General features: G+C 41.0%; 29 protein-coding genes and 1 riboswitch. Of the genes, 7 read left to right on the forward strand and 22 right to left on the reverse strand.

Features of this window, described 5'->3' with window-relative positions:
- Window positions 1-175: 175 nt before the first annotated feature.
- Window positions 176-559 carry a rhodanese-like domain-containing protein gene (locus LQ188_RS13005; protein ID WP_076365383.1) on the forward strand — a complete coding sequence of 128 codons (384 nt, stop codon included), beginning with the start codon at window positions 176-178 and terminating at the stop codon, window positions 557-559.
- 139 nt (window positions 560-698) lie between these two features.
- Here the strand turns inward: LQ188_RS13005 and gcvPB are convergent, their stop codons facing one another.
- The 3 genes from gcvPB to gcvT are packed head-to-tail and all read right to left on the reverse strand — an operon-like array spanning window position 699 to window position 4,619.
- Window positions 699-2,156, reverse strand: coding sequence for an aminomethyl-transferring glycine dehydrogenase subunit GcvPB (gcvPB, locus tag LQ188_RS13010; RefSeq protein WP_101222547.1), 1,458 nt, complete (start codon window positions 2,154-2,156; stop codon window positions 699-701).
- Complete coding sequence (gcvPA, locus tag LQ188_RS13015; RefSeq protein ID WP_230177006.1) at window positions 2,149-3,495, reverse strand: aminomethyl-transferring glycine dehydrogenase subunit GcvPA; 1,347 nt, start codon at window positions 3,493-3,495, stop codon at window positions 2,149-2,151. The genes gcvPB and gcvPA overlap by 8 nt, the downstream gene beginning before the upstream one ends.
- 17 nt (window positions 3,496-3,512) lie before the next feature.
- On the reverse strand, window positions 3,513-4,619 hold the full coding sequence (gene gcvT / locus LQ188_RS13020; RefSeq protein ID WP_230177007.1) for a glycine cleavage system aminomethyltransferase GcvT: 1,107 nt from the start codon (window positions 4,617-4,619) through the stop codon (window positions 3,513-3,515).
- Between the two features lie 225 nt (window positions 4,620-4,844).
- Window positions 4,845-4,932, reverse strand: a riboswitch (glycine riboswitch).
- 376 nt (window positions 4,933-5,308) lie between these two features.
- On the opposite strand from gcvT, the gene LQ188_RS13025 reads away from it, so the two are divergent.
- Window positions 5,309-6,997 (forward strand): SNF2-related protein, encoded by a 1,689-nt coding sequence (locus LQ188_RS13025; RefSeq protein WP_101222549.1) that lies wholly within the window; start codon window positions 5,309-5,311, stop codon window positions 6,995-6,997.
- Complete coding sequence (locus LQ188_RS13030; RefSeq protein ID WP_230177008.1) at window positions 6,975-7,772, forward strand: YqhG family protein; 798 nt, start codon at window positions 6,975-6,977, stop codon at window positions 7,770-7,772. The genes LQ188_RS13025 and LQ188_RS13030 overlap by 23 nt, the downstream gene beginning before the upstream one ends.
- Window positions 7,773-7,818: 46 nt before the next feature.
- Here the strand turns inward: LQ188_RS13030 and LQ188_RS13035 are convergent, their stop codons facing one another.
- The 9 genes from LQ188_RS13035 to LQ188_RS13075 all read right to left on the reverse strand — a co-directional run bounded on the left by LQ188_RS13035 (window position 7,819) and on the right by LQ188_RS13075 (window position 12,665).
- Entirely contained in the window at window positions 7,819-8,004 is a 186-nt protein-coding gene (locus LQ188_RS13035) for a YqzE family protein (protein WP_063233067.1), read from the reverse strand.
- A gap of 107 nt (window positions 8,005-8,111) precedes the next feature.
- On the reverse strand, window positions 8,112-8,498 hold the full coding sequence (gene comGG, locus LQ188_RS13040; RefSeq protein WP_230177009.1) for a competence type IV pilus minor pilin ComGG: 387 nt from the start codon (window positions 8,496-8,498) through the stop codon (window positions 8,112-8,114).
- Window positions 8,491-8,973: a competence type IV pilus minor pilin ComGF gene (gene comGF, locus LQ188_RS13045; protein ID WP_101222552.1), complete on the reverse strand. Its 483-nt coding sequence runs from the start codon at window positions 8,971-8,973 to the stop codon at window positions 8,491-8,493. The genes comGG and comGF overlap by 8 nt, the downstream gene beginning before the upstream one ends.
- Entirely contained in the window at window positions 8,921-9,259 is a 339-nt protein-coding gene (locus LQ188_RS13050) for a hypothetical protein (protein WP_101222553.1), read from the reverse strand. Before LQ188_RS13050 ends, comGF begins: the two co-directional genes overlap by 53 nt.
- On the reverse strand, window positions 9,246-9,689 hold the full coding sequence (gene comGD, locus LQ188_RS13055) for a competence type IV pilus minor pilin ComGD (RefSeq protein ID WP_101222554.1): 444 nt from the start codon (window positions 9,687-9,689) through the stop codon (window positions 9,246-9,248). The genes LQ188_RS13050 and comGD overlap by 14 nt, the downstream gene beginning before the upstream one ends.
- 7 nt (window positions 9,690-9,696) lie before the next feature.
- Window positions 9,697-10,008, reverse strand: a complete 312-nt coding sequence (comGC, locus tag LQ188_RS13060) for a competence type IV pilus major pilin ComGC (RefSeq protein WP_290370120.1) — start codon at window positions 10,006-10,008, stop codon at window positions 9,697-9,699.
- A 76-nt stretch (window positions 10,009-10,084) separates the two neighbouring features.
- On the reverse strand, window positions 10,085-11,119 hold the full coding sequence (gene comGB / locus LQ188_RS13065) for a competence type IV pilus assembly protein ComGB (RefSeq protein WP_230177010.1): 1,035 nt from the start codon (window positions 11,117-11,119) through the stop codon (window positions 10,085-10,087).
- Complete coding sequence (gene comGA, locus LQ188_RS13070) at window positions 11,103-12,179, reverse strand: competence type IV pilus ATPase ComGA (protein ID WP_230177097.1); 1,077 nt, start codon at window positions 12,177-12,179, stop codon at window positions 11,103-11,105. Before comGA ends, comGB begins: the two co-directional genes overlap by 17 nt.
- A gap of 105 nt (window positions 12,180-12,284) precedes the next feature.
- Window positions 12,285-12,665 carry a Spx/MgsR family RNA polymerase-binding regulatory protein gene (locus LQ188_RS13075; RefSeq protein ID WP_101222556.1) on the reverse strand — a complete coding sequence of 127 codons (381 nt, stop codon included), beginning with the start codon at window positions 12,663-12,665 and terminating at the stop codon, window positions 12,285-12,287.
- Between the two features lie 214 nt (window positions 12,666-12,879).
- On the opposite strand from LQ188_RS13075, the gene LQ188_RS13080 reads away from it, so the two are divergent.
- Both LQ188_RS13080 and LQ188_RS13085 read left to right on the forward strand, forming a co-directional pair.
- Window positions 12,880-13,581: a helix-turn-helix domain-containing protein gene (locus LQ188_RS13080; RefSeq protein ID WP_101222557.1), complete on the forward strand. Its 702-nt coding sequence runs from the start codon at window positions 12,880-12,882 to the stop codon at window positions 13,579-13,581.
- A gap of 85 nt (window positions 13,582-13,666) precedes the next feature.
- Entirely contained in the window at window positions 13,667-13,909 is a 243-nt protein-coding gene (locus tag LQ188_RS13085) for a DUF2626 domain-containing protein (RefSeq protein WP_076365317.1), read from the forward strand.
- Window positions 13,910-13,961: 52 nt separating this feature from the next.
- Here the strand turns inward: LQ188_RS13085 and LQ188_RS13090 are convergent, their stop codons facing one another.
- The gene (locus LQ188_RS13090; protein WP_230177011.1) at window positions 13,962-15,062 is read right to left on the reverse strand and encodes an SAM-dependent methyltransferase; all 1,101 of its coding nucleotides are present in this window, start codon (window positions 15,060-15,062) and stop codon (window positions 13,962-13,964) included.
- A 295-nt stretch (window positions 15,063-15,357) separates the two neighbouring features.
- Entirely contained in the window at window positions 15,358-15,984 is a 627-nt protein-coding gene (locus LQ188_RS13095) for an MBL fold metallo-hydrolase (protein WP_101222559.1), read from the reverse strand.
- 231 nt (window positions 15,985-16,215) lie between these two features.
- On the opposite strand from LQ188_RS13095, the gene LQ188_RS13100 reads away from it, so the two are divergent.
- Window positions 16,216-16,389 carry a DUF2759 domain-containing protein gene (locus tag LQ188_RS13100; RefSeq protein ID WP_101222560.1) on the forward strand — a complete coding sequence of 58 codons (174 nt, stop codon included), beginning with the start codon at window positions 16,216-16,218 and terminating at the stop codon, window positions 16,387-16,389.
- 41 nt (window positions 16,390-16,430) lie between these two features.
- Here the strand turns inward: LQ188_RS13100 and LQ188_RS13105 are convergent, their stop codons facing one another.
- The 5 genes from LQ188_RS13105 to LQ188_RS13125 all read right to left on the reverse strand — a co-directional run bounded on the left by LQ188_RS13105 (window position 16,431) and on the right by LQ188_RS13125 (window position 22,940).
- The gene (locus tag LQ188_RS13105; RefSeq protein ID WP_230177012.1) at window positions 16,431-17,603 is read right to left on the reverse strand and encodes a hypothetical protein; all 1,173 of its coding nucleotides are present in this window, start codon (window positions 17,601-17,603) and stop codon (window positions 16,431-16,433) included.
- Between the two features lie 173 nt (window positions 17,604-17,776).
- Complete coding sequence (locus tag LQ188_RS13110) at window positions 17,777-18,943, reverse strand: M14 family metallocarboxypeptidase (RefSeq protein WP_230177013.1); 1,167 nt, start codon at window positions 18,941-18,943, stop codon at window positions 17,777-17,779.
- A gap of 767 nt (window positions 18,944-19,710) precedes the next feature.
- Complete coding sequence (locus LQ188_RS13115; RefSeq protein WP_101222563.1) at window positions 19,711-21,564, reverse strand: LTA synthase family protein; 1,854 nt, start codon at window positions 21,562-21,564, stop codon at window positions 19,711-19,713.
- Window positions 21,565-21,744: 180 nt separating this feature from the next.
- The gene (locus LQ188_RS13120) at window positions 21,745-22,716 is read right to left on the reverse strand and encodes an ROK family glucokinase (RefSeq protein WP_101222564.1); all 972 of its coding nucleotides are present in this window, start codon (window positions 22,714-22,716) and stop codon (window positions 21,745-21,747) included.
- Window positions 22,717-22,730: 14 nt separating this feature from the next.
- A complete protein-coding gene (locus LQ188_RS13125; protein WP_101222565.1) occupies window positions 22,731-22,940 on the reverse strand; it encodes a YqgQ family protein in 210 nt (69 codons plus the stop codon).
- 213 nt (window positions 22,941-23,153) lie between these two features.
- On the opposite strand from LQ188_RS13125, the gene LQ188_RS13130 reads away from it, so the two are divergent.
- Window positions 23,154-24,011 (forward strand): hypothetical protein, encoded by an 858-nt coding sequence (locus LQ188_RS13130; RefSeq protein WP_230177014.1) that lies wholly within the window; start codon window positions 23,154-23,156, stop codon window positions 24,009-24,011.
- Here the strand turns inward: LQ188_RS13130 and LQ188_RS13135 are convergent.
- The 3 genes from LQ188_RS13135 to LQ188_RS13145 all read right to left on the reverse strand — a co-directional run bounded on the left by LQ188_RS13135 (window position 24,006) and on the right by LQ188_RS13145 (window position 26,546).
- Entirely contained in the window at window positions 24,006-25,544 is a 1,539-nt protein-coding gene (locus tag LQ188_RS13135; RefSeq protein WP_202190572.1) for a rhomboid family intramembrane serine protease, read from the reverse strand. The two genes, LQ188_RS13130 and LQ188_RS13135, sit on opposite strands and share 6 nt — an antisense overlap.
- 165 nt (window positions 25,545-25,709) lie before the next feature.
- On the reverse strand, window positions 25,710-25,898 hold the full coding sequence (locus tag LQ188_RS13140) for a hypothetical protein (RefSeq protein ID WP_101222568.1): 189 nt from the start codon (window positions 25,896-25,898) through the stop codon (window positions 25,710-25,712).
- 75 nt (window positions 25,899-25,973) lie between these two features.
- Window positions 25,974-26,546, reverse strand: coding sequence for a 5-formyltetrahydrofolate cyclo-ligase (locus LQ188_RS13145; RefSeq protein ID WP_101222569.1), 573 nt, complete (start codon window positions 26,544-26,546; stop codon window positions 25,974-25,976).
- Between the last annotated feature and the right edge of the window lie 124 nt (window positions 26,547-26,670).

Below are 26,670 nucleotides of genomic sequence, written 5' to 3' on the forward strand. Positions count from 1 at the left end.
TTCAATACCCCACAAAAAACTCACATGTAGTAGTTTAACAGACTTTAACACTCTAAAAAAGAAAGTACCATCAAGTCCATGAAGAATTTGATGAAAATTCTTTTTGATTATTGGGTAAAGCAATTATATAATAAAGATTGTCTGTATTCGTTAAGGTAGAAGGGAGTTTTTATGTTTGGAAATATTATATACACTGCTCATCATCTTAGGAGTGGTTATTGCGTATTCACTTTTTAATTGGTACCGCCAGCGTAAAATCGTTAAAACACTAACACAGGACGAATTTATCGCTAACTACAGAAAAGTGCAGCTAATCGATGTGCGGGAACCGAATGATTTCGATAATGGCCATATCTTAGGCGCAAGAAACATCCCTATGACTCAAATGAAAACACGCTTGGTCGAAATTAGGCCGGACAAGCCTGTATATTTGTACGCTCAAAGCGAAATCATCAGCGGCAGAGCTGCAGCCATGCTATACAAAAAGGGCTACAGGGAACTTTTTCACCTAAAGGGCGGTTTCAAAATGTGGACTGGGAAAATCAAAGCAAAGAAATAAGACCCCATCTCCGCATGGGCTCTTTTTAATTCAATAGCTCAAGGAAAAGAAAGTTAACTGCTGGACTTTAATGAAATCTTACATAAACATGAAAAATCCCCGCCGGCAGGCAGGGATTTTTTTCGTATAAGCTATCAATCTAGGCTTGATAACGCAGAACAGGTTTTCTTGCAGCAAGAGTTTCATCAAGCCGCTTTATAACGGTTGTATGCGGAGCTTCCTGAACGATTTCCGGGGTTTCTTCCGCTTCCTTGGCAATCTGGATCATCGCATCGATGAACGCATCCAGCGTTTCTTTTGACTCGGTTTCAGTCGGTTCTATCATCATTCCTTCCTCCACGTTCAACGGGAAGTAAATGGTTGGAGGATGATACCCGAAATCCAGTAATCTTTTGGCTATATCAAGAGTCCTAACCCCCAATTTCTTTTGCCGGCGTCCGCTTAATACGAATTCGTGCTTACAATGACGATTATATGGTAAGTCAAAATAAGGTTCCAACTTGCGCATCATATAATTGGCATTGATGACCGCATTTTCGGTGACGGCTTTAAGGCCATCAGGCCCCATTGAACGAATGTACGTATATGCCCTCACGTTAATCCCGAAATTACCATAATAAGGTTTTACCCTGCCAATGGATTGCGGACGATCATAATCAAGAGCGAATTGCTCACCTTGTTTAATTATAAGTGGTTTAGGCAAGTAAGGAATCAAGTCCGACTTCACACCTACAGGACCAGAACCCGGACCGCCGCCGCCATGCGGACCCGTGAATGTTTTATGGAGATTTAAGTGAACCACATCAAAGCCCATGTCACCCGGGCGTGCTTTTGAAAGGACTGCATTCAGATTGGCTCCGTCATAATAAAGCTTCCCACCTGCATCATGGACAAGTTGTGCCATTTCCAAGATGTTTTCTTCAAATAATCCCAATGTATTGGGGTTCGTCAGCATCAAGGCCGCCGTATCAGGTCCGACAACACGCTTTAAATCTTCAAGGTCGACTAATCCATTTTCATCGGATTTCACTGTAATCGTTTCAAGTCCGGCAACAGTGGCAGAGGCAGGATTCGTACCGTGTGCAGAATCAGGTACAATCACTTTCGTCCGTTCTGTATCGCCATTCGCTTCGTGAAAAGCGCGAATCATCATCAACCCTGTCCACTCACCATGTGCACCTGCTGCAGGCTGTAATGTCACTTGGTCCATCCCGGTGATTTCAGTTAAGTGTTCCTGCAAATCAAATAAGAGTCCCAATGCTCCCTGAACGGTAGCCGGATCTTGATATGGATGGATATGGGCAAAGCCGTTGAAACGTGCCACGTTTTCATTTATTTTCGGATTATATTTCATCGTGCATGAACCCAGCGGATAAAAACCCGAATCCACCCCATGATTCCGTTTGGAGAGTGCTGTATAGTGACGCATGATATCCAGTTCGGACACCTCAGGCAGTTCTGCCTCTTCTTCACGGATGTAGTCGGCAGGAAGAATTTCTTCGAGCGGAATAGTTGCAACATCCATTTCTGGCAGACTGTACCCGATTCGACCGGAAGTACTGATTTCAAAAATGAGTGATTGATCTTGATTATTCATGTTGATCCCCCAATTCCTGCGCAAGTGCATCAATTTCTTCTTTTGTTCTAAGTTCAGTTACCGCAACCAGCATATGGTCTTTCAGCTCAGGATAAACCGTCCCTAAATCAAAGCCGCCGATCATCCCTTTTTCAAAAAGGCTTTTATTGATTTCTGAAAACGAAGCAGGCAGTTTAATGATAAATTCATTGAACGAAGGACCGTCGAATATCACTTCCACCCCTACTGCCATAATTGCTTTTTTCGCATAATGTGCTTTTTGAATATTTTGCACGGCCATTTCCTTGACACCCTTTTTCCCAAGGGCGGTCATTGCAACAGAAGCTGCCAACGCATTCAAAGCTTGATTGGAACAAATGTTGGATGTGGCTTTGTCACGGCGAATGTGCTGTTCACGAGCTTGTAGCGTTAGTACAAATCCCCTTTTACCATTTTCATCCACGGTTTGACCGACGAGTCGGCCCGGAACTTTCCGAACAAGTTTATTAGTAACCGCAAAATATCCACAATGAGGTCCACCGAATGCCGCTGGAATGCCGAATGGCTGAGCATCCCCCGTTACGATATCTGCACCGAGTGCACCAGGGGATGTCAAAGCTCCCAATGCAAGCGGATTACTGGAAACGATAAACATGGATTTGACGCCATGAATGATTTCTTCCATTTCCTTCAATGGCTCGATCCGGCCAAAAAAGTTCGGATATTGCACGATCACTCCTGCAATGTCCTCATTCGCCAATTCCTTTAAAGCAGCTAAGTCCGTCACACCGTCTTTATAAGGAATTTCGATCACTTCCACGCGTTGCCCTTTCGCATATGTCTTCACGACTTCTCTTGATTCAGGATGAACGGTTCCTGAAATGAGAATCTTCTTGCGGCGTGTCTGTCCTGAAGCAAGCATGGCTGCTTCAGCCAGCGCTGTCCCGCCGTCATACATGGAGGAGTTAGCCACATCCATGCCCGTCAATTCACATATCATCGTTTGATATTCAAAGATTGCTTGAAGCTCTCCCTGTGAAATTTCAGGCTGATAGGGTGTATAAGCCGTGTAAAATTCAGAACGGGATAGAACATGATCGACGATGACCGGTGCATAATGGTCATAGACACCCGCACCAAGGAAGGAGGCATAGTTTTTAAGATCCGCATTCTTGGCAGCAAGCCTTGATAATTCTTTCATTAATGCTGGTTCCGATTTAGCAGGCTTGATATCGTATTCTCCTTGAAAACGAACGCTCTCAGGGATATCATTGAAAAGTTCTTCAGCAGTGGATACCCCTATCGCTTTCAGCATTTCTTGTTTATCTTGCTCTGTCATGGGTAAATAACGATGTTTCATCTAATGACCATTCCCCTCTATTTACGTGGTTTTTTATAAAAAGGTGTTTGTATTATAACGGCTTTCAAACGTTTGGAACGGATCTCCACTTCGACTTCCGCATCCAGCACTGAAAATTCCTTATCGATAAGTACCAAACCCACGTTTTTCTTCAACGTTGGTGATTGGGTACCGGTCGTGACCTCGCCAATGACTTTATCACCGCTGTAGACCTTATACCCATGACGTGGAATGCCACGGTCTATCATTTCAATTCCCACAAGCTTGCGAGGAGCTCCTTTCTCCTTTTGCTCAGCAAGAACGGCTTTCCCGAAAAAATCAACTTCCTTATCGACTTTTACTGCAAAACCAATCCCGGCTTCTATCGGGGTGATGTCTGCTGAAAGCTCCTGCCCATACAACGGCAGTTTCGCTTCAAAACGCAGGGTATCACGAGCACCTAAACCAATCGGCTGAACTCCCTCTTCGTTTCCGGCATCCATAATCGCCTTCCAAAGGGCTGGACCATTTTCACTGTCACTATATATCTCAAAGCCATCCTCACCAGTGTATCCAGTACGGGATACCATCGTGGAGATACCGTTAATCATGACATTTTCCTTGAACTTGAAAAATCCAATTTCACTTAAAGCAGTATTTCCCGATAGTTTTTGTAAAATCTTCTCTGCAGCTGGCCCTTGAAGTGCCAGCTGTGTATAGTCACTAGATACATTCTTGATTTGGACATCTTCCGATAAATGAGCTTGCAGCCAATTGAAATCTTTTTCTGTGTTCGCTGCATTGACCACGAGCAGATAGTCATCCTCAGACCTTTTATACACGATTAGATCATCAACCGTGCCTCCGTTTTCATAACACATGGCGGAATATTGGGCACCGCCCTGTTTCAGCTTTGATATATCATTAGTCAGCATCTTTTGTAAAAAGGAAAGGCTCCCAGGACCCTTAACATCGACTTCACCCATATGGGAAACATCGAATAACCCCGCTTTTGTACGTACGGCTTCATGTTCGTCCTTTATACCCGAAAATTGGACAGGAAGTTCCCAGCCGCCAAAATCAATCGTTTTACCTCCGTATTCACGATAAACCTCAAATAGTGGTGTTCTTTTTAAATCGGTCAAAAAATGACCCCCTTCAGATTTTTTTAAATTAATTGGCTTCATTATCAAAAGCTTCTTGTCATTACGCATCAGATATATCCTGATTCATGATGTGAAAAAAGCACAAAAAAGGACAGAGAAAGCCCGTTTGAGCTTTTTCTCTGTCCTGAAACCTGAAAGTTTACCTATGTAATAGGTTTTCCCCTTTGGTGGCCGTCCCAAAACGGGCGGCGCTCTCCAGAGTTGCGTCCAATAAGAGTTCTTTTGCCTGAGAGATTCACTGCTAAGTTTGCTCCTTCGGCGCTACATCCGTAGTCTCTCCCCTTATCTTCACCCGCATATAAATGGTCTACCAATGAAAGGAAGCGAATAAGCCACCAAACATCGGTAAAACCCCTGAGCATCGTGGAATGCATTCTCTGCCAATTCTCCTGAAACCTCAGAAACCGTTTGATTGGTCTCCTTCAGTAATCTTGGATAAATTAGAAGTCTATAGCCCATACTAAGAAAACGCGAACTGCAAAATCGATGTACAAAGATTCTTTGTAGCGTTGGGAAATTGGAATTTTCTAAATATACTTATATCCTACCCTAAGAAACTTATCTCTGCAATATCTTTTGAAGAGAAATATTTTTCTTACTTCACATATGAAATGTTCGGGTTTTGACCTTTTATTAAGGAAAATATGATTTAAGAGGGAGTTATTTCTATGAAAATCAATATATCCTTTAATTCTGAATGGAATGACGAGTTTCTGCAAAAGATGGAAAATGACGGTCCATGGGGAAACTGGGAGCTTTATAAGCTCGCGGTTCAAATGGAGGAAAATCTTATCATCCCTGATTTTGAAGGTTTACAGGCGCCCAAGCACCTTCCGCAGTTAACCCCGCTTCCCCATCAATTGGAAGCAGCCAAGCAAGTGGTGGAAAAGATGAATGGAAAGGCCATTTTAGCTGATGAGGTAGGGCTCGGAAAAACAATTGAAGCTGGATTGATCCTAAAAGAGTATATGATTAGGGGCCTTGTAAAAAAAGTTTTGATCCTTGTTCCGGCTTCCCTTGTCACACAATGGGCTTTTGAATTGAATACCAAGTTTCATATACCGGCAGTCGTTCAGAGAAAAAGCTATGTTTGGGACTCCTGTGATGTGGTCATTTCATCCATTGATACAGCGAAACGAGCTCCACATCGAGATATCATTTTCAAGCAGGAATACGACTTCATCATTATTGATGAAGCTCATAAACTTAAAAATAATAAGACGAAGAACTATGAATTCGTCCAAAATCTGAAAAAGAAATTTTGTTTACTCCTGACAGCCACTCCGATTCAAAATAAAGTCGAGGAAATTTTCCACCTCGTTTCGTTATTGAAACCAGGCCACTTGGGAAATGCCTCACTTTTTTCAGAAAAGTATAAAGGGAAAGGCCGGAACATTATTGAAGATGAACACCTAAAGGAACTTGTCAACACTGTCATGATTCGAAACCGGCGGGCCGATACTGGCATTGAATGGACAAAACGGCATGTGGAGACCATCACCATTGAATTTTCTCCAACGGAACAAGCATTGTACGATGCTGTTTCCAAATTCAAACCTATTTCGGATGGTTCTAAAGGAAGCGCCTTTTCGGCTCTCACTCTCCAAAGGGAAGCATGCAGCAGCAGAGAGGCGGTCTTTTATACATTAAAGAATATGAAAAATAAATATGATCAGCCTTCCCCTGACTTTTTGGCAAAGCTTGATGATTTATTTTCTAAAGTGAATGAAACGGTTCAGAACTCAAAGGCTGAAAAAGCTTTGGAACTGATCAAGAAAATTGATGATAAAGTCATTATCTTTACCGAATACCGGGCGACTCAGCTATATCTACAATGGTACCTACAGCAGAATGGAATTTCTTCAGTTCCTTTCCGAGGCGGTTTTAAGCGCGGAAAGAAAGACTGGATGCGAGAATTATTCCAAAAAAATATACAGGTATTGATTGCAACAGAAGCTGGCGGGGAAGGGATAAACCTTCAGTTTTGCCATCACTTGATTAATTTTGACCTGCCATGGAACCCGATGAGGCTCGAACAGAGAATCGGACGGATACACCGCCTTGGTCAGGAAGAAGATGTGATGATTTATAACTTTGCCACGAAAAATACAGTGGAAGAACATATTCTAAAGTTACTATATGAAAAAATAAATTTATTCGAGAAAGTAATCGGCGAATTGGATGATATTCTAACCAAACTGGATATTAACAACATTGAAGAATATTTGATTGATGTAGTCGGCGAATCCAAAACAGAGGGCGAAATGAAAATCAAGATGGATAATTTTTCATCGTTAATCCAATTCGCCCAATCAATGAAGGAAGGTGAGGTTCATGCAGCAACGGGAAATTCATGATTTTTTAATAACTTACTTTAAAGCCAATGATTGTGAAATACTGGATAATGCACCAACCCACCTTACAGTCCAATTGACGATTGATATGGATAAAGAATTAATGAACAGACCCTTTTATTGGCATTATCTAGAAAAAACAGGCGGCGTTCCAAACCCAGCACAGATGACTTTCATTACCGATCCAGAACTAGCTCCATCCGATTTAAAGGGAGAAATGATTCATTTTGGCTCCCCTCGCCTTCACCAGATTATTCAATCTACCAAAAAGCTGGCAGGATATACTAGACTTTTTGAGGATACCCCTCCATCAAAAGGGGGAAATAATCCTTTGTTTCCTTGGCTGACCCTGAATGTGAAAATATCCTATCAATGCGATCGTAAAAAGGATACCTTCATGTCGATCGGTTTGAATTTAATCTCAGGTGAGATCATGGAAAGGTTTCACCATCGGGTTTTACCGATAAAGGTCACCCCCAAAATACCGGATTACTCCTTTACGCTTTCACCGCTCATAATGCCCAAGAGCGGATTGGCAAGACTGGATACATACATTAGGACCAGTTTCGAGGATGATGACCATTCCTGGGCAGAGGAAGCAATGCTTCGCTGGCAGAATGACTTGAATTTATTGGAGCATTTTTACAAGGATATGGAAGAAAAAAGTGAGAGCTATTTTACCGAAAAAGATGCCTTAAAAGCTCAATATGAACCCAACATCCGAATATCCATCATCAACGGAGGGTTATTTTACCTTTCTGATAGGGCATTGGGATAAGTAAGAACAATAAAAAAACAGATGCCCTAAATTCAGGACATCTGTTTTATTTTTTGATATTTTTCCTTACGAACATCGACAAAGCAAAAGGGACAATGCCAAACCAATGGGACATACCATGATTTTTATCCTCTTTTCTGTGACGGCGCTTTTCTTTTCGTTCTTTTTTCGTCAGATTAAAATACTCGACAAGCTGCTGAGTCAGATATTTAATATAAGCGTTTGTAGACATATAAAATAATCACCCTATGAAAAGTATGCCCCGTTTACGCAGCTTTTATTCCTTTGCTTGTTCCCTGAACACGTGTACCTGACTTAAAGGAATGTTGATTTTGCGTATTAAACAGCCTGCTTTTCCAACCATTCTTTCACTTTCCCAGCTTCTTTATCGTATTGAATGATGACCCTTCCCTCGCGGTCATTTTTAGTCGTGGAAGAGAACTCGATATAGACATAAGGACCTTCTTCTTTCATTACGGAATACCGCACCACACCATTAGGGTATGAAATTTCCCCCTGGATGATTTTTGGGATCTCTTCGCCCCACTCTGCCGTCACATCCTTGATCGCTAAATGGACAAGATGGTCGGCCACAAGCGATTCTTCCACTTCTTTATAAAATTTTTTATCAATGATAAACTGATCGATCATTAGTATTGTGAACATGATGAAAACACTCGCTACAATCATGACCATCGGGAAAACGACTCCTTTTTGATTATTCATCGACTTTCGTGACATTCCTAAAGAAAGGATGAAATCTTCGACTGAAAGTAGTCCCTGCTTTATCCGTTATATTTATAACAATGACACTGCCATCCTTCTCAACCCGGAATTTCGAAATGTTCTGTAAGATGACCTCATGCCCCATACCATTCACTCGTCTTCGGACCTTATCTTCATATTGTTCAAACGATGATAATTGTTCATCTGAAAGCATCAAATATAATTTATTTCCCATTACATCCTGAGCTTTGGAACTCCGGACCTCCTGCTTCATTTGCATGGTAAAGACCTCCCACTCTTTAGGATGCAATTTATCAACGGACCCCATCTGGGTGTGAATGATTGAAAAAAGCTGTAGAACAAAAAGGGACGTCGTCATTAATATCATTAAAGAAAAAAGCATTTCGATCATCGTAAAGCCATCATTTTTTCGCAGCATCACAAATGGATTCAAGATTACCCGATTCATCTTCATAACGTACACACCCTTCAATCATCCCCGGGAAATCCCCATTGTCCTTCCAAACCAATTCATAGGATCTTCTTTTGTAAATGATTTCCTGACCAATTGCTTGTATTTCCCCATCCATGAACGCCGTCAATCTTTCATATAATAAATGGTGGGCTTCTGTCCTTACGGCAATATCTTTCCGATGCGTCATTAACTCTTCAAGAATCGGTAAAATGGCAAGTACCAGGAAAATACAAATGGAAAATGCGGCCATCAGCTCAAGGTAAACGTAACCTTTACAATTTCTCAATCCTGAACCTCCCTTTACCGATATTGAGGACCAATTTGTACATTCCTTTTGACGTGTCAATCATAATCGTTCCGGCTTTTGAAGCATTTCCATACTGATTAAAATGGAAGCTAAACCCCAAAGTGCCACTTAAAAACTGAATATCCTTTGGTATGCTCCTCTCTAGAACGATTCCTTCCTTATAAGATGACACGGTATAAACCTTTTTGGCATTATTAATATGAAGGTAGATCAAGCTCTCATGACTGATGGCATACTGCTGTGCATAGAAGATATCTTCATGGAATTGAGAAAGAAATAGCCTATTTTCCATGCCTTTAGTGAAGCTAGGATATAGATTAGGACCGATGGAAATCAGTAGTACAAAAATAACGAGGACAATAAGGGTTTCAGATAATGTATACCCCCCATTGGACTGCCGTATATTCACTTCTCTCCTACTCAACGACCGTTATCTTTCCTTTACTATCCAAACTAATATCATCCCCATTAGGACAGGATGTCTGTTTGAGATAGCCTTGACTTTCCAATTCACCGATACTTCCGGGCAGTTTAGCATTATCAATCTCATAAGCCTGTACCTGTGCTTGGGCCATCTTCACGAATGCTTCACAACCTTTGGACTGAATCGTAGATTGGTTCTTTGTGATATTGGGGATTGTTATAATCAAAAGGATGGAAATTACCAGTAAAACAATAAGCATTTCAATTAGTGTAAACCCACGTTCATTCATCACGTTCTTCAACATATCCATCATGCTCCTGAACCACCTGAATACTAGATGGCTTCGAGCATTTTCACCTCCGGAATACAATAATAAAATCCTATATACTTTCGAGCAGTGAGAACATCGGCAGCAAAACCGCCAAATAAATGGACACGATCAACAGACCTATCAGTGAAAACATGAGAGGCTGAATGATTTTTAAGATTGCATTCATTCTCTCTTCAATTTTCTCCAGTATAAAACGACTGTAATGAAGTAGCTCCGCATCAAGTCTGCCATATTTTTGACCATTTGCAGCGACCACCGGCAAATTACCATCAAAATATGGAAGCTCCCGAAAAATCAATTCAAGTGATCTGCCCTCAATCAGATCATCCTTAATGATATTGCATAGTTTTTGGTAAAAGGGCTGCTGTTGGTTTATCGAGAATAATTTAATGCTATCGTTAATCGATAGCCCTCCGGAGAGTAAGCCACTTAATTGGCTTGCAAAAAAATAAGTTTCGTATAATTTGATGAAGTTCCCGAATATCGGAATTCTCATCAAAATCCTCCGCTGCCTTAATGGGCACAATCCGTTAAACCAAAATCGTTTGAGTACATACAAGAATAGGAGCAATCCGAGTAAAAAGAAGGGGAGTGCTGGAAGAATGAATGTGGAAGCTGATATTAATCTCAAGAGTGTATGCTGATCGACATCCATCGTGAAATAGATTGTCTGGAATTTAGGAAGGAGAACACTCTGAAGAATATAAAAAACAATACCTACAAAAAAGACTAAGAACACAGGATACACCATTAACTTTTTTACTTTATCCATATCCTCGGTTCTTTTCTTCCAATATCGCCCTCCTTCTATCAACGCCCGTTCCAGGTCGCCGTATTGTTCTCCATAAAATATATAACTTACAAGCTGCGGATGAAAATTCAGATGGGTCAGCACCAAGTGCAGCGGGAAACCGTTCCTTAAATCGGCTTTAGCCTGAGTGAAGTCTTCCGCTTTCTTCTTTGATTCCTGAAATTCAAGAAAATGCAGAGCCTCCGCCAAGGGATAACCATGCTTCAATAATTCACCTAGCTTCGAAATAAAAACCGCCTGCTCTTTTACCCTCCATTTACTTTTTGGTTTCATGGTATACCAGCCGTTCATATTCCTCTGAATCCACATAGCCCATCGCAACCGCTTTTCCAATTTCATCCTTCAATTGGCGGTAGCTGACCGTTGCCATTCCTTTTTCATCTCCCATTATCCTGAGAACCTCAGCCAGGCTTTTTCCATGGAGCAATTCATATACACTGGCCCTTTTATTCCTGGCAGTCATCTTGCAAGCAAAAGTACAGTCCCCTTTACATGGAAGACATCGCAATTCAACCAGCCGCTGTGCTGTCACGCCAATCAAGCTCTGTTCAACCTCAAGCAAGCTGACACCAAATTCCAGTAACCTGGAGATGGCGCCCTTGGCATCCCTTGTATGCATGGTTGTAAGTATCAAATGACCGGTTAATGCGGCACGCACTGCAATTTTGGCAGTTTCTGCATCCCTGACTTCCCCAACCATGATCACGTCGGGGTCATGCCTCAGGACGGCTTTTAGACCGACAGAATACGTAATACCCGCCTTTTCATTGATTTGGACTTGCAGTACCTTTTCGGATACATTTTCAATGGGATCTTCAAGTGTAATGATATTTCGATTGATCATTTCGTAGGCATGGTGAAGCAGGGAATATAATGTCGTGGTTTTTCCACTGCCAGTCGGACCGGTAAATATGAGCATGCCATGGGAATGCTTCAGGAGTGCAATCAATTTTTGGACGGTATTTGGAAATAAGGATAACTGTTCGAGAGGAAGGATATTCTGTTGGGGTATTAAGCGGATGACCAAACTTTCGAGATGGGCAGTGGGTAAAGTGGAAAGGCGGAGCCCGACAACCTGGTTAGCCAAATTAATGGTGAGGGCACCACTCTGGGGCCTCCTTTTCTCCCCTATATCCATCGAGGCAAGGAACTTCAAATGAGCGATCAGCCTTTCAGCTTCAAAGAATGATAATGTTTCCTGGGGTACAAGCTTATTGTCTATCCTGAATTGGATGAGAGGTCCCTCCCTCCGAAAAAAAATGTGGATATCCGATGCAGATTCCTGAATGGCACGGGTTAATATTTTTTCTGCGGTCTTTTCAATCGATATCAATTCATTCATCACCTCCTATATTTCTTGTTGTAAGGATTCGACAATCCACGACAAATTCCTGCTCCAGAATAAAAAAAATTCCCGAAAAGAACTTCGAGAATCATCTTACATGCTCACTTTCAATTCAAGCCTTTGGGAAACCAAATTTCTTAAAGCGTCTACATTATGACCTATCACCAGCTTTTCCCCGTCCATGAGGATGGGTCTTCTTAATAACTTCGGTTCTTTTGTTAATAATTGGATGACATCAGAAAGCATCATTTCGTCAATATTAACTTGTAAGTCTTTGTAAGCTTCACTTCTTGTTGCCAAGACTTCATCAAGTCCTTCCGTTGTCAATTCAAGTATTCTTTTTAACTCTGCTGCAGTTGGAGTTTCTCTGAATAAATGCCGTTCATCGAAGGAAACATGATTGGCCCTTAACCATTTTTTTGTTTTTCGGCAAGATGTACAACTTGGGTACGAAAAGAAAGTTAACTGTGCCATACTAATCACTCCCCGTTCACATTTTGTATACAATTATAATATATATAATGATTGTACAATATTTGTACAACCGATGTATATTTTTTTGCATTATAAAACAGTTTAAATTGTGAACTTTTTTTAAACTAAAGGGAGTTAGCGCTTTCTATTATTCCATTTTTTTCTGCCTGCATTATAATGAACATAGGTAAACTATGGAATACAGGAGGGTGTAATGGAACAAACGTTAAAAATAACAAACGTGTTAGCAGATCCCACCAGATATTATATATATCAGCATATTGTGAAAAACCATGGCGATGTTTCGGTACAGCAAATTGCCGATTCTTTTAACATCCATCCAAATGTTGCACGTTTACATTTGTCAAAACTTGAAGATATCGAAATGTTGACCTCGGATGCCCGAAGGACGGGTAAAGGTGGTCGCCCGAGCCGGCTTTATCGATTATCCGATAAAGTCATTCAGCTTCATTTTCCATATAGGAACTATCAGCTGCTTTCCAGGATTGCAATTCAGACGATGATGACATTAGGGGAACATGGAAAACAGGCTCTTTATGAAACGGGAAAAGGCTACGGGGAGGAACTGATAAAGCAGCAACTAGCCCTGAACTCGAAGTCGATCGATCGAATTGCTTTTGAGGAAAAAGTCAGCATGCTTAAAAATGCGGCTACCATCGCAGGGTTATCTCCTGAAATACAAGCAAGCGAAGAAGAAAATAAAATATACTTTCGTATCTTCAATTGCCCGTTTAAGGAAGTTACTGAAGTGGAGCCAGGGACAATCTGCTCCATGCACAATTCATTTTTAGAAGGTATGTTCGAAGCCTTGTTTGATAATGTCAATATTGTGGAATTAGAAAACATGATGTCCAATTGTACAGCATGCTCATACCAGGCTTCGGTTCTCACATAGAAACAAAAGGCATCCTTTACATTACCTTACAATTTCATTTATAATTATTTAGAATGTACACGACTAGACATAAGGAGGGATTCGGATGGAACGCATGTTCAGAGTATGTGGATTTTGGACAGGAATTATGGCAATTTTCTTTTATCTTGGCCATATGCATCAAACGTCTTTGCTTTTCTTTGCACAAACGATCTTTTTTGTTCTTTTAAGTTATTTGAAATTATCTGAGCGCATGTATATTTATGTTTTCGGCGCCTATCTTACCGTTTTCTTTGCAGGATTTTCCTACTGGAGCGTATTTATGATGACTCCTGGTACTGCGCATTAAGAACAAGCAATATTACATAACCCATGAATTTTGATTCATGGGTTTTTACTTGTCACCATTCAGGAAAGATCCTTACATCGTCTGCTAAATTCTTCGATTGAAGCAACACTTTGAAATGTTCACTAAATCCCCCTGGAACGATTAGCCCGCGAATTGCACGATTACGCTTCGCCGTTTTCGAGAATGGATCAGTTCCTTGATGGTCCCTCAATTCCTCTAATATTCCTGCCTTAAGCAAGAATTCATTTTGAAGAAAAAGCCCATGATTGGAAAGATCCTTTCTTTTTCCAATCTCGATTAATGTGTCAAAATGGATATGTGTCGTCAGATCCATATCACCAGGATACATAAGTGGATCTTTAATCATTTGGTGCTCATAATAGCCCCTCAAGCTCCCTTGAAGATGAGCTGGCTCCTTCCATTCCCTTTCGGTATAGCCATAATCAATTGTAAGGAGTATACCCGATTCGATACAGGAAACGATCTTCTCATATTCACGGACCATTTTTAACGGAACTTCATATCGTTGTCTTTCATTTAAGGTGATAGTTCGTTCTGTAAGGTAAGATAGAATGTCAGGGTTGTCCAAAGGTTCCCTCATCTCTACAAAATCTCCTTCCTTTTCAGTGACGAAAACCTCTACGAGGGCTCCCTTATACTTTTCGATCACATGTACAGGCAACGCGTCGAAAAGTTCATTTGAAAAGAGGATACCATTTACCTTCGTCCATTTTTCCAAACTGGCAGCGGAAACTGCCTGTTTGAACATCCCTATACGTTCTTGCTGAAGCCTTCTATGAAATGGACTTTCATCCACAAGGATATAAGTCAAAGAGTCCCATATCTGCGGTTCCAATTCCTTCATGGAAACGAGGATATCATAAGCGAGCTTACCATCACCTGCGCCGACCTCGATGATTTTTGGTGAAACTCCGCAGCTTTTTATTAAATAAACGAACCATCTGGCCAAAGATCTCCCAAATGCATCCCCAACATTGCCAGACGTATAAAAATCCCCTCTGGAGCCAATCTTCTTTTTTTCGCGTACATAGTAGCCTATATTTGGCGCATATAAAACAGCTTCCATATAGTCATGATAGGAAATTCTTTTTTGGGGGCTTCCTGCAATCAATTCCTTTAAGTGATTTTTCAACACAATGCCTCCGTCTCCATGATCTTCAAACATATGAAAATTAAATGGTCCTTTTCTTTACAAAACACATAAGTTCACAAAATGTTCAATTTTTTCATCTTACAGTCATAAGCGTGCCATCATTACATAATGAATGTTTTCGACAAATCTTAGTTCAGAGCTGAATCAAAGTCATGCACACAAGGCAAGGCCCCTGTTTTTATATTCAGTATAGTTCTGGAAATGACCCATTTCAATATTTTTACATAATTAAGAGCTAAAAAAAACAGGTGCCATACGGCACCTGCAAAGGTCATTATCTCAAAAAGGGATTAGTATTCTTTTCATCCAGAATGGTCGTGACAGGCCCATGACCAGGAAATACGATCGTATCATCAGAAAGTGACAGCAGCTTCGTTTCAATGCTATTTAACAGCACTGCCTCGCTTCCGCCTATTAAATCGGTTCTGCCTACGCTTCCTTGGAACAAGACGTCCCCTGAAAATAGGAGCCGTTGCTCCTTGGCATAATACGAAACGCTCCCTGGTGAGTGTCCGGGAGTTTCGAATACTTCGAAAGTGAATCCCCCAATAGTAAGTTCTTGCTCATTTGCCAGGAAGTGATCGGCAGGCTTCATGCGCATTGGATTTTCAGGGAACCAGTTTTGAGAACCATTCAATGCGGGATCAAGTAGCCACTTGGCCTCTTTTTCATGAATATATGCAGGTATCCCATAATGTTCCCGAATAGCATCAAGAGCACCGATATGGTCAAAATGTGCATGTGTCAATAAAATCGCCAAAGGCTTTAAATTTTTTGTTTGTATGTACTGTATGATTTTCTGCGGCTCTTCACCCGGATCGAAAATGATGCAATCCTGTCCATCGGAAACTACATAACAATTCGTTTGCAGCGGGCCTAGAGGTATTTGTGTCCATTTCATTTCCATCAGCTCCAATATGATTTTCTATCTTCATCTTACACTAATTAGGCTGCTAATGTTAATCCAGTTTACTCAAGTCATAGAAGTGTCACCTATTAAACCTCGACAAATAATTGAAAAAATATTAAGATATTAACAAATGCAATCTTTTCTACATATTTTTGGTAGTTGCTTTATTCTCTGGGTATATTATTAGGGATTAAGTATTCATTACGAAAAGGGGGTTTTGACATGATATTAATGGTAGTTTTCGGTCTTGTGGCTATATTAGGAGTAGTAGCTGTGTTTACCTCATTAAAAAAGAGAAACTTCTTAGGATTTATTTTTGCTGCCGGCAGTGCAGTCGTGTTTGGCTGGTTCACTGTCATGACTGTCATCAACAGCGGTTTTCCAGTTGCCCATTGAAGAAAAAAGCTCGCCATCCGGCGAGCTTTTGTTTTAGGTCATCATGTTTGTTTGAACAATCTTTGTATTTGATGGGTTTTCATATCAATGATTTTCTCAAATTGATATCCATATAAGCAGAAGTTGCCATCAAGCGAACAGCTTAATGGTTCATTTTCCATGTCCTTCATCAATTCTTCTTGTGTGCCTTTTTCCCAATTAAATTTAGTTAAGGTAAACCTTCCCTTATATTGGTCCGCATCTTTTGATTCATTAGGAATAAACGTTATCAATTCCTTGTCTTTTTCAATGAAATCATAGGATGGAATCACCCAATCTGAAAAGCTTTTCAATAGTGGTACGGAAAAAGAATGGATCGGCTTGTTTGATGGATCATAAAATGCATATGTACCCCGATCTTGATTTTCTGTCTCCACTTGAATCGTCATCAGCACTTGTTTCATTTTTTTAAAGTGAATGACATCGAGCATAAGGCTGTCCGTTCCATCCCCATTAAGCGCTTTTCTTTCTAGGGGTGCCGTCAAAGCAGGTTCTTCCCTGTCCCAATCGAGAAACATCAAATCTTTTTCACTTGCCCATTGAGCAAAGGGCTGTGGAAAGTCCAGAGTTTCCATTGTTTGTTCATCTGGATTCAACACATAACTGTTGTATGTCCAATCTTCATAAAAACTCGATAAAAACAACCGGCCATCTTTAAATGAATTCCACTCATAAGCTAATTCATAGGCTGGAATCGCCACGGAATACAGTGGATTTCCCGTTTTATCGAGTATTGTGATGGATGCTTTACCCGAAGAGGTGAAGGACGATAACAAAACATGCGTACCAGACGGACTGATCGATACTTCAGAAAACTCAAAAGCCGGCTGATAGAAAACGGAAGTATCATTCGTTTCCAAATTCCATGCCATCAGCTGGGATAATTCATTACCATCCCGCTTCACAGAATATAAAATGGTTTTGGAATCCAGCCATCCTACAATGGCTTCGATTTTATCCGTTTCTGCAGTCGGGACCTTTAAATTGCTTACTGAAGTTTCAAGGTTTGATTGGGAGTGTTCTTTTTCCGTATCATTTACGGGTTTACTAAGGTCCTTGGAAGGCTCACAAGCCGAGATAAGAAGGATAGTGGAGATAAATAATGGGATGATACACAACATCTTACAAATGGAAAGCCGCATACAAAATGCTGCTTTGGATACTTTAATCTCCACACACCTCCCTCTTCAAAACTAAAACGCCTGGCATATGTGAGCGAGACATTAGAAAGAGAGTAAGGATTAACCAATCGAATCCTTACGACTTTCATTATAAAGTAAAAAAGAGAAAATGTGGCGAATAATGATCTTATATTTTTTTGGAAGTATATCCCTTAGAGGGAAATGTATCACATATAAAGGCCTGCCACCAATATCTTGACGGTATCTTCATATATACCCGGCAAATGGGATAGCGGAAGCGGATTGATGCCCTTTCCCAATTCGATTGTGAAACCGCCGCGTTTGAATTCCTGAATGAACCAATCTTTATACCCGGCATGGCTGTCAACGTATTGTACGGACCGATATCCGCTGCGTTCCTCAAACTCCCTTGCAACATTCGCTGCCTCTTCAGGTTCATGTCCCTCATATCCCCAATAGAATTCTTTTCCCTGGGTGTGAAGTGCAAGCACTCTTTCGAAATTCCGCCTCATTGCCAGCTCCTTCATGGCCAATGCTTCTGGTTCTGATAACGCGGACTCTCCTGGAAAATCTCTTGGAGCAGGGGCTTTTGGAATCTTTCTACGCTTTTCAATCTCCCAATTGGCAGGATATTGATTATTCAGGTCTACACCGCGGATATTGGCTTTCCAAGCATAAAAGGCAGGGTTGCCATTGTTTATTTTTAAAACATCGACCTTCCCCTCTGCCGCCTCCTCCCCCTTCAGGACAAGCTCGACTCCATCCGGATTCACCATTGGAACAATCGAAATGGTCATATCCCGATAGAAGGGCATACAATCCATTCCGCAAAGTGTACAATCATTTGTTACTGCCAGCAGAAAATCATTCAGCCATTTCATCAAAACCGCCGAAGTGATCCATTCATTAGCATGGAATGAACCGTTATAATGTATGATCTTATCGCCTTGACCGATCCTTACCTCAAGGAGTTCTTTTCCCAACACACTCCTCCCGATCGATTCAACCTTAATAAAGGGGTAATGAAAAGATAGAGTATCCAGATCGTCAAGAAGTGATTGATAATCATAGGGCTTGTCGGTGACAATCATGGGATTCATGACCCGGACGGGCACGGAAAAAGGTTTTTGTCCACCTTGATTCAATAATGATACCCCATCGATGGGCAGGTGATATTGTAATGCGATTTCGGCAAAATCGATATCTAACCGGGACTCTTCCTGAACAATGTATCCAGGTATCTGTACTTCCATGCCATTTGGCAAAACCCCGCCAGTAATGGCGGGATTGGCATCCTCTATCAAAACCCGGGGAATTTGGAACAATTGACTGTAATATGCCAAATCATCCCCGCTTCTGCTCACGACTTTCATTCAGCCTCCGCCCCTTTCATTGTTTTATCTTTATGAAGCGAAAGACAGAAAGATGTTCAGGAAGTCTCACGTGTTCCAATAATTGTAATGGGTACTGATTTTCCTGAAGAAACAAAAAAAACCTGGATTGCGCCAGGTATCAGTAGACAAACTCGATGAAAATCACCTACAGTTTGTTTGTACAATTTGAACGTCGATTTCCTCTTCAGGCACTCGCTTTCCGCGTCCAAGGGAGCCGCGCACCTTACATTCCAATCAACTTTGTTTTAACTTTTAGATAGGACACTATTGTCTACAGTCTTTTTGTTTTAGTATTTAAACTGATGTAACTTGAGTCTATTCAGCGATATCGGCTTGAAATGATTACTTTAGATCAACTGATGCCATCGAACGATTTGTAGTCGGCACGATTGTAACACGAGATATGATAGGAATATCCTAAAAGTCTATAGCGGAAAAGTTGATTGGAAGAGTTGGAAAACCGAAAGCTGTTGTCGCACGTGCAGCTTATAAAACACCTGCAATTACCGAGTTACTTATTATCGTGAGTATCAATCACCGAAACATAATTGCGCAACGAGTTCTTTTTTTAGCACAAAGATCATCAAAAGTAGTGACACGTCATAATGGGCAAGAATAAGTGGAAGTATCACGAGAGGTCAACTGTTTCTCCATACCTGCTTCAATTCCAATAAAGAATCAAAAGGTCCCATCTCGGAACCCTTTTGTGTACAAATTGAAACCTGGATTGCGCCAGGTTTCTTTTTTCAACGTTGCTCATAAAATCGGAGCAAATCCCCGTAAATGATTTTGTCGGAGTAATCAAGCTCCTGTTTCGCCTTTTCCAAATACTTCTCACAGGAACCCTTTTCAGTCGCCCTCCCAGTCTTTTTATCATAGCAGGTATCCATCGTATAGAGATAATCCTTCGTGATGAAACTGCTATCGCGAAGAACGGTGAATTCTAATTTCTCTTCAGAAAATAGATCTTTGCCGAATTCGATATAATCATCATTTTCAATCCCCAATAAATGAAGAAGTGTCGGCCTTACATCAATTTGGCCGGAAACGGTGGAAATCGTTTTTCCCTTCTGACCGGGGATATGTATGATGAGCGGGACACGCTGAAGCTGGATGGATTCGAAAGGTGTGATTTCCTTCCCAAGGAACTGGCTCATGGCAGAGTTGTGATTTTCCGAAATTCCATAATGGTCCCCATATAGCACAATTATGGAATCCTCATATAATCCATCACGTTTCAAATCGCCGATAAATCGTTCCAAGGCTTCGTCCGTATAACGTACGGTCGGAAAATATTGATTCAATGTTTTGGAATTTGAATCGTACGGCTCCAATGTCCGGTCTTCCTCATTCAAAGTGAATGGAAAATGATTGGTTAACGTTATGAACTTGGCATAAAAAGGCTCAGGCATCCTCTTCAGGTGAGAGATTGATTGTTTGAAGAACGATTTATCATTCAAACCCCAATTGATGGAATTCCCTTCAGAGACTTTGTATTCATCACTGTCATAAAACCGCTGGTACCCTAGGGAATCGTACATTATGTCACGATTCCAAAAGCTTTTATTATTGGCATGCAAGGAAGCCGTATAGTAACCTTCTTCCGATAAGATTTCGGGGGTGGCTTTGTATTCATTTTGGGCATGAGTGAAAAATACTGCACCTCTGCCTAAAGGATATAGGGAATTCTCAATAATGAATTCTGAATCGGATGTTTTTCCCTGGCCAGTTTGGTGATAAAAGTTATTGAAATAATAGCTCTCTTTAATGAATTCGTTCAGAAAAGGAGTGATTTCTTCACCGTTGACAGTTTTATTGATGACAAAGCTTTGTGTGGATTCCAATGATACAAGGATCACATTTTTGCCTTTTGCCAGCCCATAAAGATCATCATTAACCTCTTTTTGATTGGCACGGACATAATTTTCAATTTCCGACAATTCACTGCCATCCGCAAGGGCACGTTGAGCTGATGATTTCGTCTGTAATATTGCATCATAGAGGTGATAATGGTACGTACCGATATTCTTAACGAGGATTTCGCGGTCAAACGTTCTTGTCAGTAGTTCAGGACGCGCCGCTTCAGCTAAAGCTAAGTTAAAAAATGTCACTCCTAAAGCGATTAACATGAAGAATTTACGATCCTTTGGATTATATCGACATTCATGGAATGTTTTTGGTTTGTATTTCAGCAGCAGCAGCAAGAAAAGGATATCGGCAAAATACAATAGGTCACTCGGATTGATCAATTCATGTACACTGCTTCCAAGATCGTTCATATTGCTCGTTTGAAAAAGAACGGGAATCGTTAAAAAGTCATTGAAAAAGCGAAAAAAAACAAGGTTGGCAAAGAGGATGAAGGTGATGGAAAAACTCATGATCAATAAATATGCTGTCCTTCTATTTTCTTTTAAAAATATGTGCACGCCAAGAGTAAGCAAAAGGAAACTGAAAGGATTGATGAATAGTATGAACTCCTGGAGCCAATTATCAATATCTATCTCAAAACTTGTCTTATAAGCAATATATGTTTTAAGCCAAAGTGAAATGAATACGACCCAAAACAATGAATATCCCTGTTTTTTGAAGACCCTTTTCAATCTTGGTCCCTCCTCATCGAAGAAGCGCTGGAGCCATGGTCCTGAGCGCCTCAATCATGGGTCATGGTTCTCCCCTCTATTTAAATGCAGGAACGATTGCCCCACCCATCAAAGCGGGGAAATTTTTTCAAAAATCCATCTTTTTTTCTTATACCCCTGTTAGCACAGGGCAGCAAGGCATCACGTATTCATTTGGCTTTTAATGAGCCAGGCTCCACCTATAACCCCTGCATCATTGCCTAGTGTGGCCAGGCTGATTTTCGTTGATTTACTAACCCGTTTGAATGCATACTTTTCGAAGGCAGCACGGACAGGATCAAGCAAAATGTCTCCCGCTTGTGAAACTCCCCCGCCAATGACGATTTTATCTGGATTCATGACATTCCCAACATGTGATAGTGCCAGCCCCAAGTAATTGCCCACCTTATCCACCACAGCTTTGGACATAGGATCACCTGCTGCAGCGCATTGGAATAACAGTTTGGAAGTAACCGTATTTCCCTCGTCGACTTTCTGCTGAAGCAATGACTTTTCATCGGCGGTATTCAAGGCTTCTAAAGCCATACGGACGATTCCCGTTGCCGAAGCAACCGTTTCCAGACAACCAGTCTTGCCACAATTGCATGGTGCCCCTCCGTCCGTTACGACCGTTATATGCCCTATTTCTCCAGCAGCCCCACTGGTACCATGGACGATTTGCCCATTATGGATGATCCCGCCGCCTACACCCGTTCCCAGAGTGACACAAACGAGGTCTTTGGCTCCATTACCGGCACCTTTCCACATTTCTCCCAAAGCTGCCATATTGGCATCATTATCGATCACAGCTGGAAGAGATGTCTCCACTTCCAGTAAATCTTTTAAGGGGTAGTCCTTCCAGCCTAAATTGACGGCTTCATATATGGAACCGTTAACAAATTTCACGGGGCCTGGAGCACCCATTCCTATCCCTACTATCTTACTCTTCGGTTCATTAAGTTCAACGAGCTTCGCATCAATTGCTTTTGCTATATTAATCGTAATGAATTTTCCCTTTTCGGAGATGTCCGTGCTGATTTCCCATTTATGAATGATCTCTCCGTATAAATTGATCAGAGCCAGTTTGGTAGTTGTACCGCCTAAATCCACACCCATCAGCCATTTTTCCATCATTCTCACCTTTTTTATCAATTTTTTTTCTGTTTTTCCCTTTCAAGAGACAATTGCTGTCTAATTAAAAGGATCGCCATTTGATAATCTTTCGTATCCATCATCTGCATACGGTGGATTTCCCTTATTTCGGCCTCCATCATTTCAAGCTCGGCTAAGCGATCACCAATATAGATAAATGTACCGAATCTTTTCAAGTATTGTTGAAGATCATAATATGTTTTCATAGTAAACCTCTTTACTCTTTTCTTTAGGAAAGTATATCGAATCAGCCTTTTGGTAACAAGCGACCAATTCCCCCTTTGATAATTTCCCCCATCCCCCTCATACATGTCCAACTGTATTCATATGATGAAATATCAAGAATGTGGACTCTTTCGATTTGGTTCAACAGCTTAATATTTTTAACCACTCATCACGCGCGAAAACGGAGGGGAAAAATGAAAGTACAATTGAAGTATACCGTCTTTTTGGTCTTGACCACCATTTTTGTCATCCTATATTTATCAAATCATAAAAGGGCAGAGGAAACCATCATTTTTTTTCCCATCGATTCCTCGCTTCATTTTGAACATGCTTCCACCAACCTGACACCGGAGGGCACCGGGGATTCAACCTATACCATCACTTGGAGGGTGGATTCTTCATTGGACCAGACAGCTTACTTGCGTCAAGACGTATCGCTTTTATACAAAAATGGAAAATTGGCAGGAGCCTTAAAAAATTGGCGCCAAAATAAACAAGAACTCTCTCAAAAAGCGAAAACTAAAGAAACCGAGAGTGGTCGTTATGAAGCGGTAACGTTTCATTATGCCGAGGTTCATCCGAGTGACACAATTTTCACCAGTGCCCAGCAGCTCAGTAAAGATAAACTCTATACAGTAACGACACCGGTTTTTCAATTTTTCCACCGTCCCCTTTCGGAAGAACAGGTTCAGTGGAAAAAAACGCTGGACGGCTTTACAGATCAAACGGTTCGAAATGGTTTGGAAAAAGCCGGTCAAGCATTTCAGGTTAATCTGGATCAGTACAAAATCATCTCTTTAACAGATTTGCCGTCAAAGAAAAATCAATGGCTTGCTGACTTCCCCCAATTCAAACGGGAAGAAATTGTGGGAAAACTGTGGGAAGGACTTTACAAAAATTACGTGTTGGGAATAAAAAAGGAGGATGGATCCACTGTGAGTCCACAAGGCAGCACCATCCCCCTATTGCTTATGGCTAAAAATCAAAGTGAAATACTTGTCTTGTTTACCCTGGAAGACGGTTCTCCAATCATGCTGCGTCAAAAGTTATAGTCGCTTTTCAATTTCTGCCAGCAGTTTTGTATATGATTTATTATCCGGGGCAAGCTCAATAGCCTGAACAGCTTGCTCCTTAGCTTGATCGAATGATTCGAGATTCATGTAGACTAAGGCAAGATTGTAATGGGCTTCATGCAAATCCGGATTGCTTTCAATCGCTTTTTCATAATAATCCCTGGCTTTATTTATGTCCTTATTATCAAAAGATAAATTTCCCAGCATAAAAAGCGATAGCGGTGCATCAGGATTTGCATCAACATAATTGTTTAACATCTCTTCCGCTTTATCCTCTTCATCATCATCAATATACTTTTGGGCCATCATGGCCATCGTATTATCATCCATAGCTGCACTTTCCTGGTGATTGAATCCAAAGTTAAGAAGGGCATAGGTCAGTATTGCCGACCCGATCAGAAAAGCCAGCTGCCGTAAGATATTCCTGGACTTTGGCAGATGCACCACTCCAGCAGCCAAGAACCCTCCGATCAAACCTCCGATATGCCCTGCATTATCAATTCCCGCTACGGTGAAACCATATATTAAGTTAATGATGATCAACACAATCACCGATGAGCCCATCGAGCGCATGAATAATTTCGGATAGACGATGCCGAAGTACAGAAGTGCCCCAAAGCAGCCAAAAATGGCTCCGCTCGCCCCTGCGGAAAGATTCGGGGTCATGATGAAGCTGCCTAGAGTTCCAGCGAAACCAGCGAATATATAGATGAAAAGGAACCTGGCATTACCGTAAATCCTTTCAACCTCTGCTCCGATCAAATACAATGAAAATGTATTCATCAATAAATGAATGAACCCAATATGGACGATCATCGGTGTAAAGAACCGCCACCATTCCCCTTGCATGATATAAGGGGAAAATTTAGCGCCAAACTCAATCAAAGTTTTGGAATTGGTGCTGCCCCCATTAAACTCCATCAAGATGAATATAGCTATTTGTAACGCCATGAATATATATGTAAAGAATGGCTTATTGGCATTTTGAAATACCTTCTGCTCAGCCTTAGCCTTTTTGACTGACTCAGAGATGGCGTCTTTCTTCACTGCAAGAATCTTTTCCTCATCTATTTCATTATCTTCAAGAACTTGAATTGACAGTGGTTTTTTCAAAACATGTTCAAGGTTTTGCAACGAATCATGAAAGTTTTCACAAGTTAGAAGAAACGTGTTAACATTCGTTTTTTTAAAGGAAGCCACTCGTGAGCTAAAGTCATGATCATCCACCGGGGCGAATTTACTAACATAGATACTTAATATGTCAATGGGCTTTTTGTATAATTTCCTTCTGATCCTTTCCCCATTCTGCAAAGTTCGGTCGATATCGCGTTTCAGCCAATTAGCCCAATCCAAATCATGTCGAATGAGTCTAATGACTGGAAATTCTTTATTCTTATCGCTCTCTAGCCAAATCTCCTGATGGTTTTCCGTGACAGTGATCATTCGATAATCATAATGGGCAGACAACTCCCTTATGGTTTCCCAAAACAAATAATCCTCTTTAAATCCCAATGCCTTCCCCACTTTCCAATGAAACTTATGCTTCTGAAATTCCTGTTTCTTAATTAAAACTATAGACGAAATCATGAAAAAAGTAAAAAAGGAGACTGCTTTCCCGCTCCTTAAAAATAAAAAAAGGAACCCCTGATCAGGTTCCTTTTTAAGATGCAGGCTTTCTCATTTGGTCTGACTGAACATGCTTTGCATCATTTTATCCCTGAACATTGGCATATCCAAGGATTTAGTCACTAGAAATCTTCTTAAAATGCCGTTGGACAGCGCAACATTTATCAGGCGGTACCGGTTTTTGTAACCTGCATAAACAGCTAAACCAACCAAGAAGATTTGAATAATTAATCGAAGCATAACAATCCCTCCTATCAATAGTGTGATACAGGACAGGATTTTTATGAGCTAAAAGTGATAATTAATAAACTTCTTCTAATGGGAGTACGTACGTATTACCCTGGATGGGGTAATGAGTTTGCCGACCGCTATATCATGAACCTCTATCGGGAGTTCATCCATTAATTGAAGCTCGTATGTAAGGGCCAATGTATCTCCTCGGTAATAAGATAGGAAACGGTCATAATAGCCGCCTCCAAAGCCTAGGCGATACCCTTCCTTGGTAAAAGCAAGACCGGGTACGATCAATGCATCCAATTCCTCTTTCCGAGCCTTGACTGTTTCAGCCACTGGTTCAAGCAACCCGTAATAAACAGACTCCAGCTGATTGAAGGACGAGATTTTCTTGAATTCCATTGTCCTTTTTTCAGGATCACATTTTGGTACTGCCACTTCTTTTCCTTCACTCCATGCTTGTTCGATGATACGTACCGTTGGAACTTCGGGCGGTATGGAGATGGTGATGCCAACGGTTTTTGCTTTTTTCCATTCCTCCAGTGAAAATAAGTTTTCAGCGATTCGGTTCGATAGTTCCTCATGTTCCTCTTTAGTCAGCTCCATTAAACGGGACCTAGCTTCTTGGCGGAGCTTTTTTTTATTTTCTTTCATCTCTTCCGACTCCTTTAGTCTACTTCTATCATTATCTCATAATATTTGTTCATATACGAAAAATACGGTGTCGGAAATTGCCGATCCATTAATGCAACCTGAAAATAACCACTAAAGGAAAGAG

It is taken from the genome of Peribacillus sp. Bi134 (genome assembly GCF_918698065.1).
In the GTDB taxonomy this organism is placed as follows: domain Bacteria; phylum Bacillota; class Bacilli; order Bacillales; family DSM-1321; genus Peribacillus.

Coding starts and splice junctions, on each gene's coding strand:
- gcvPB (WP_101222547.1), bottom strand. CDS start 2,156: ATGAATAATCAAGATCAATCACTCATTTTTGAAATCAGTACTTCCGGT.
- gcvPA (WP_230177006.1), bottom strand. CDS start 3,495: ATGAAACATCGTTATTTACCCATGACAGAGCAAGATAAACAAGAAATG.
- LQ188_RS13025 (WP_101222549.1), top strand. CDS start 5,309: ATGAAAATCAATATATCCTTTAATTCTGAATGGAATGACGAGTTTCTG.
- LQ188_RS13030 (WP_230177008.1), top strand. CDS start 6,975: ATGCAGCAACGGGAAATTCATGATTTTTTAATAACTTACTTTAAAGCC.
- LQ188_RS13035 (WP_063233067.1), bottom strand. CDS start 8,004: ATGTCTACAAACGCTTATATTAAATATCTGACTCAGCAGCTTGTCGAG.
- comGG (WP_230177009.1), bottom strand. CDS start 8,498: ATGAATAATCAAAAAGGAGTCGTTTTCCCGATGGTCATGATTGTAGCG.
- comGF (WP_101222552.1), bottom strand. CDS start 8,973: ATGAAGATGAATCGGGTAATCTTGAATCCATTTGTGATGCTGCGAAAA.
- comGC (WP_290370120.1), bottom strand. CDS start 10,008: ATGTTGAAGAACGTGATGAATGAACGTGGGTTTACACTAATTGAAATG.
- comGB (WP_230177010.1), bottom strand. CDS start 11,119: ATGAAACCAAAAAGTAAATGGAGGGTAAAAGAGCAGGCGGTTTTTATT.
- LQ188_RS13075 (WP_101222556.1), bottom strand. CDS start 12,665: ATGGCACAGTTAACTTTCTTTTCGTACCCAAGTTGTACATCTTGCCGA.
- LQ188_RS13080 (WP_101222557.1), top strand. CDS start 12,880: ATGGAACAAACGTTAAAAATAACAAACGTGTTAGCAGATCCCACCAGA.
- LQ188_RS13085 (WP_076365317.1), top strand. CDS start 13,667: ATGGAACGCATGTTCAGAGTATGTGGATTTTGGACAGGAATTATGGCA.
- LQ188_RS13095 (WP_101222559.1), bottom strand. CDS start 15,984: ATGAAATGGACACAAATACCTCTAGGCCCGCTGCAAACGAATTGTTAT.
- LQ188_RS13100 (WP_101222560.1), top strand. CDS start 16,216: ATGATATTAATGGTAGTTTTCGGTCTTGTGGCTATATTAGGAGTAGTA.
- LQ188_RS13110 (WP_230177013.1), bottom strand. CDS start 18,943: ATGAAAGTCGTGAGCAGAAGCGGGGATGATTTGGCATATTACAGTCAA.
- LQ188_RS13120 (WP_101222564.1), bottom strand. CDS start 22,716: ATGATGGAAAAATGGCTGATGGGTGTGGATTTAGGCGGTACAACTACC.
- LQ188_RS13125 (WP_101222565.1), bottom strand. CDS start 22,940: ATGAAAACATATTATGATCTTCAACAATACTTGAAAAGATTCGGTACA.
- LQ188_RS13130 (WP_230177014.1), top strand. CDS start 23,154: ATGAAAGTACAATTGAAGTATACCGTCTTTTTGGTCTTGACCACCATT.
- LQ188_RS13140 (WP_101222568.1), bottom strand. CDS start 25,898: ATGCTTCGATTAATTATTCAAATCTTCTTGGTTGGTTTAGCTGTTTAT.
- LQ188_RS13145 (WP_101222569.1), bottom strand. CDS start 26,546: ATGAAAGAAAATAAAAAAAAGCTCCGCCAAGAAGCTAGGTCCCGTTTA.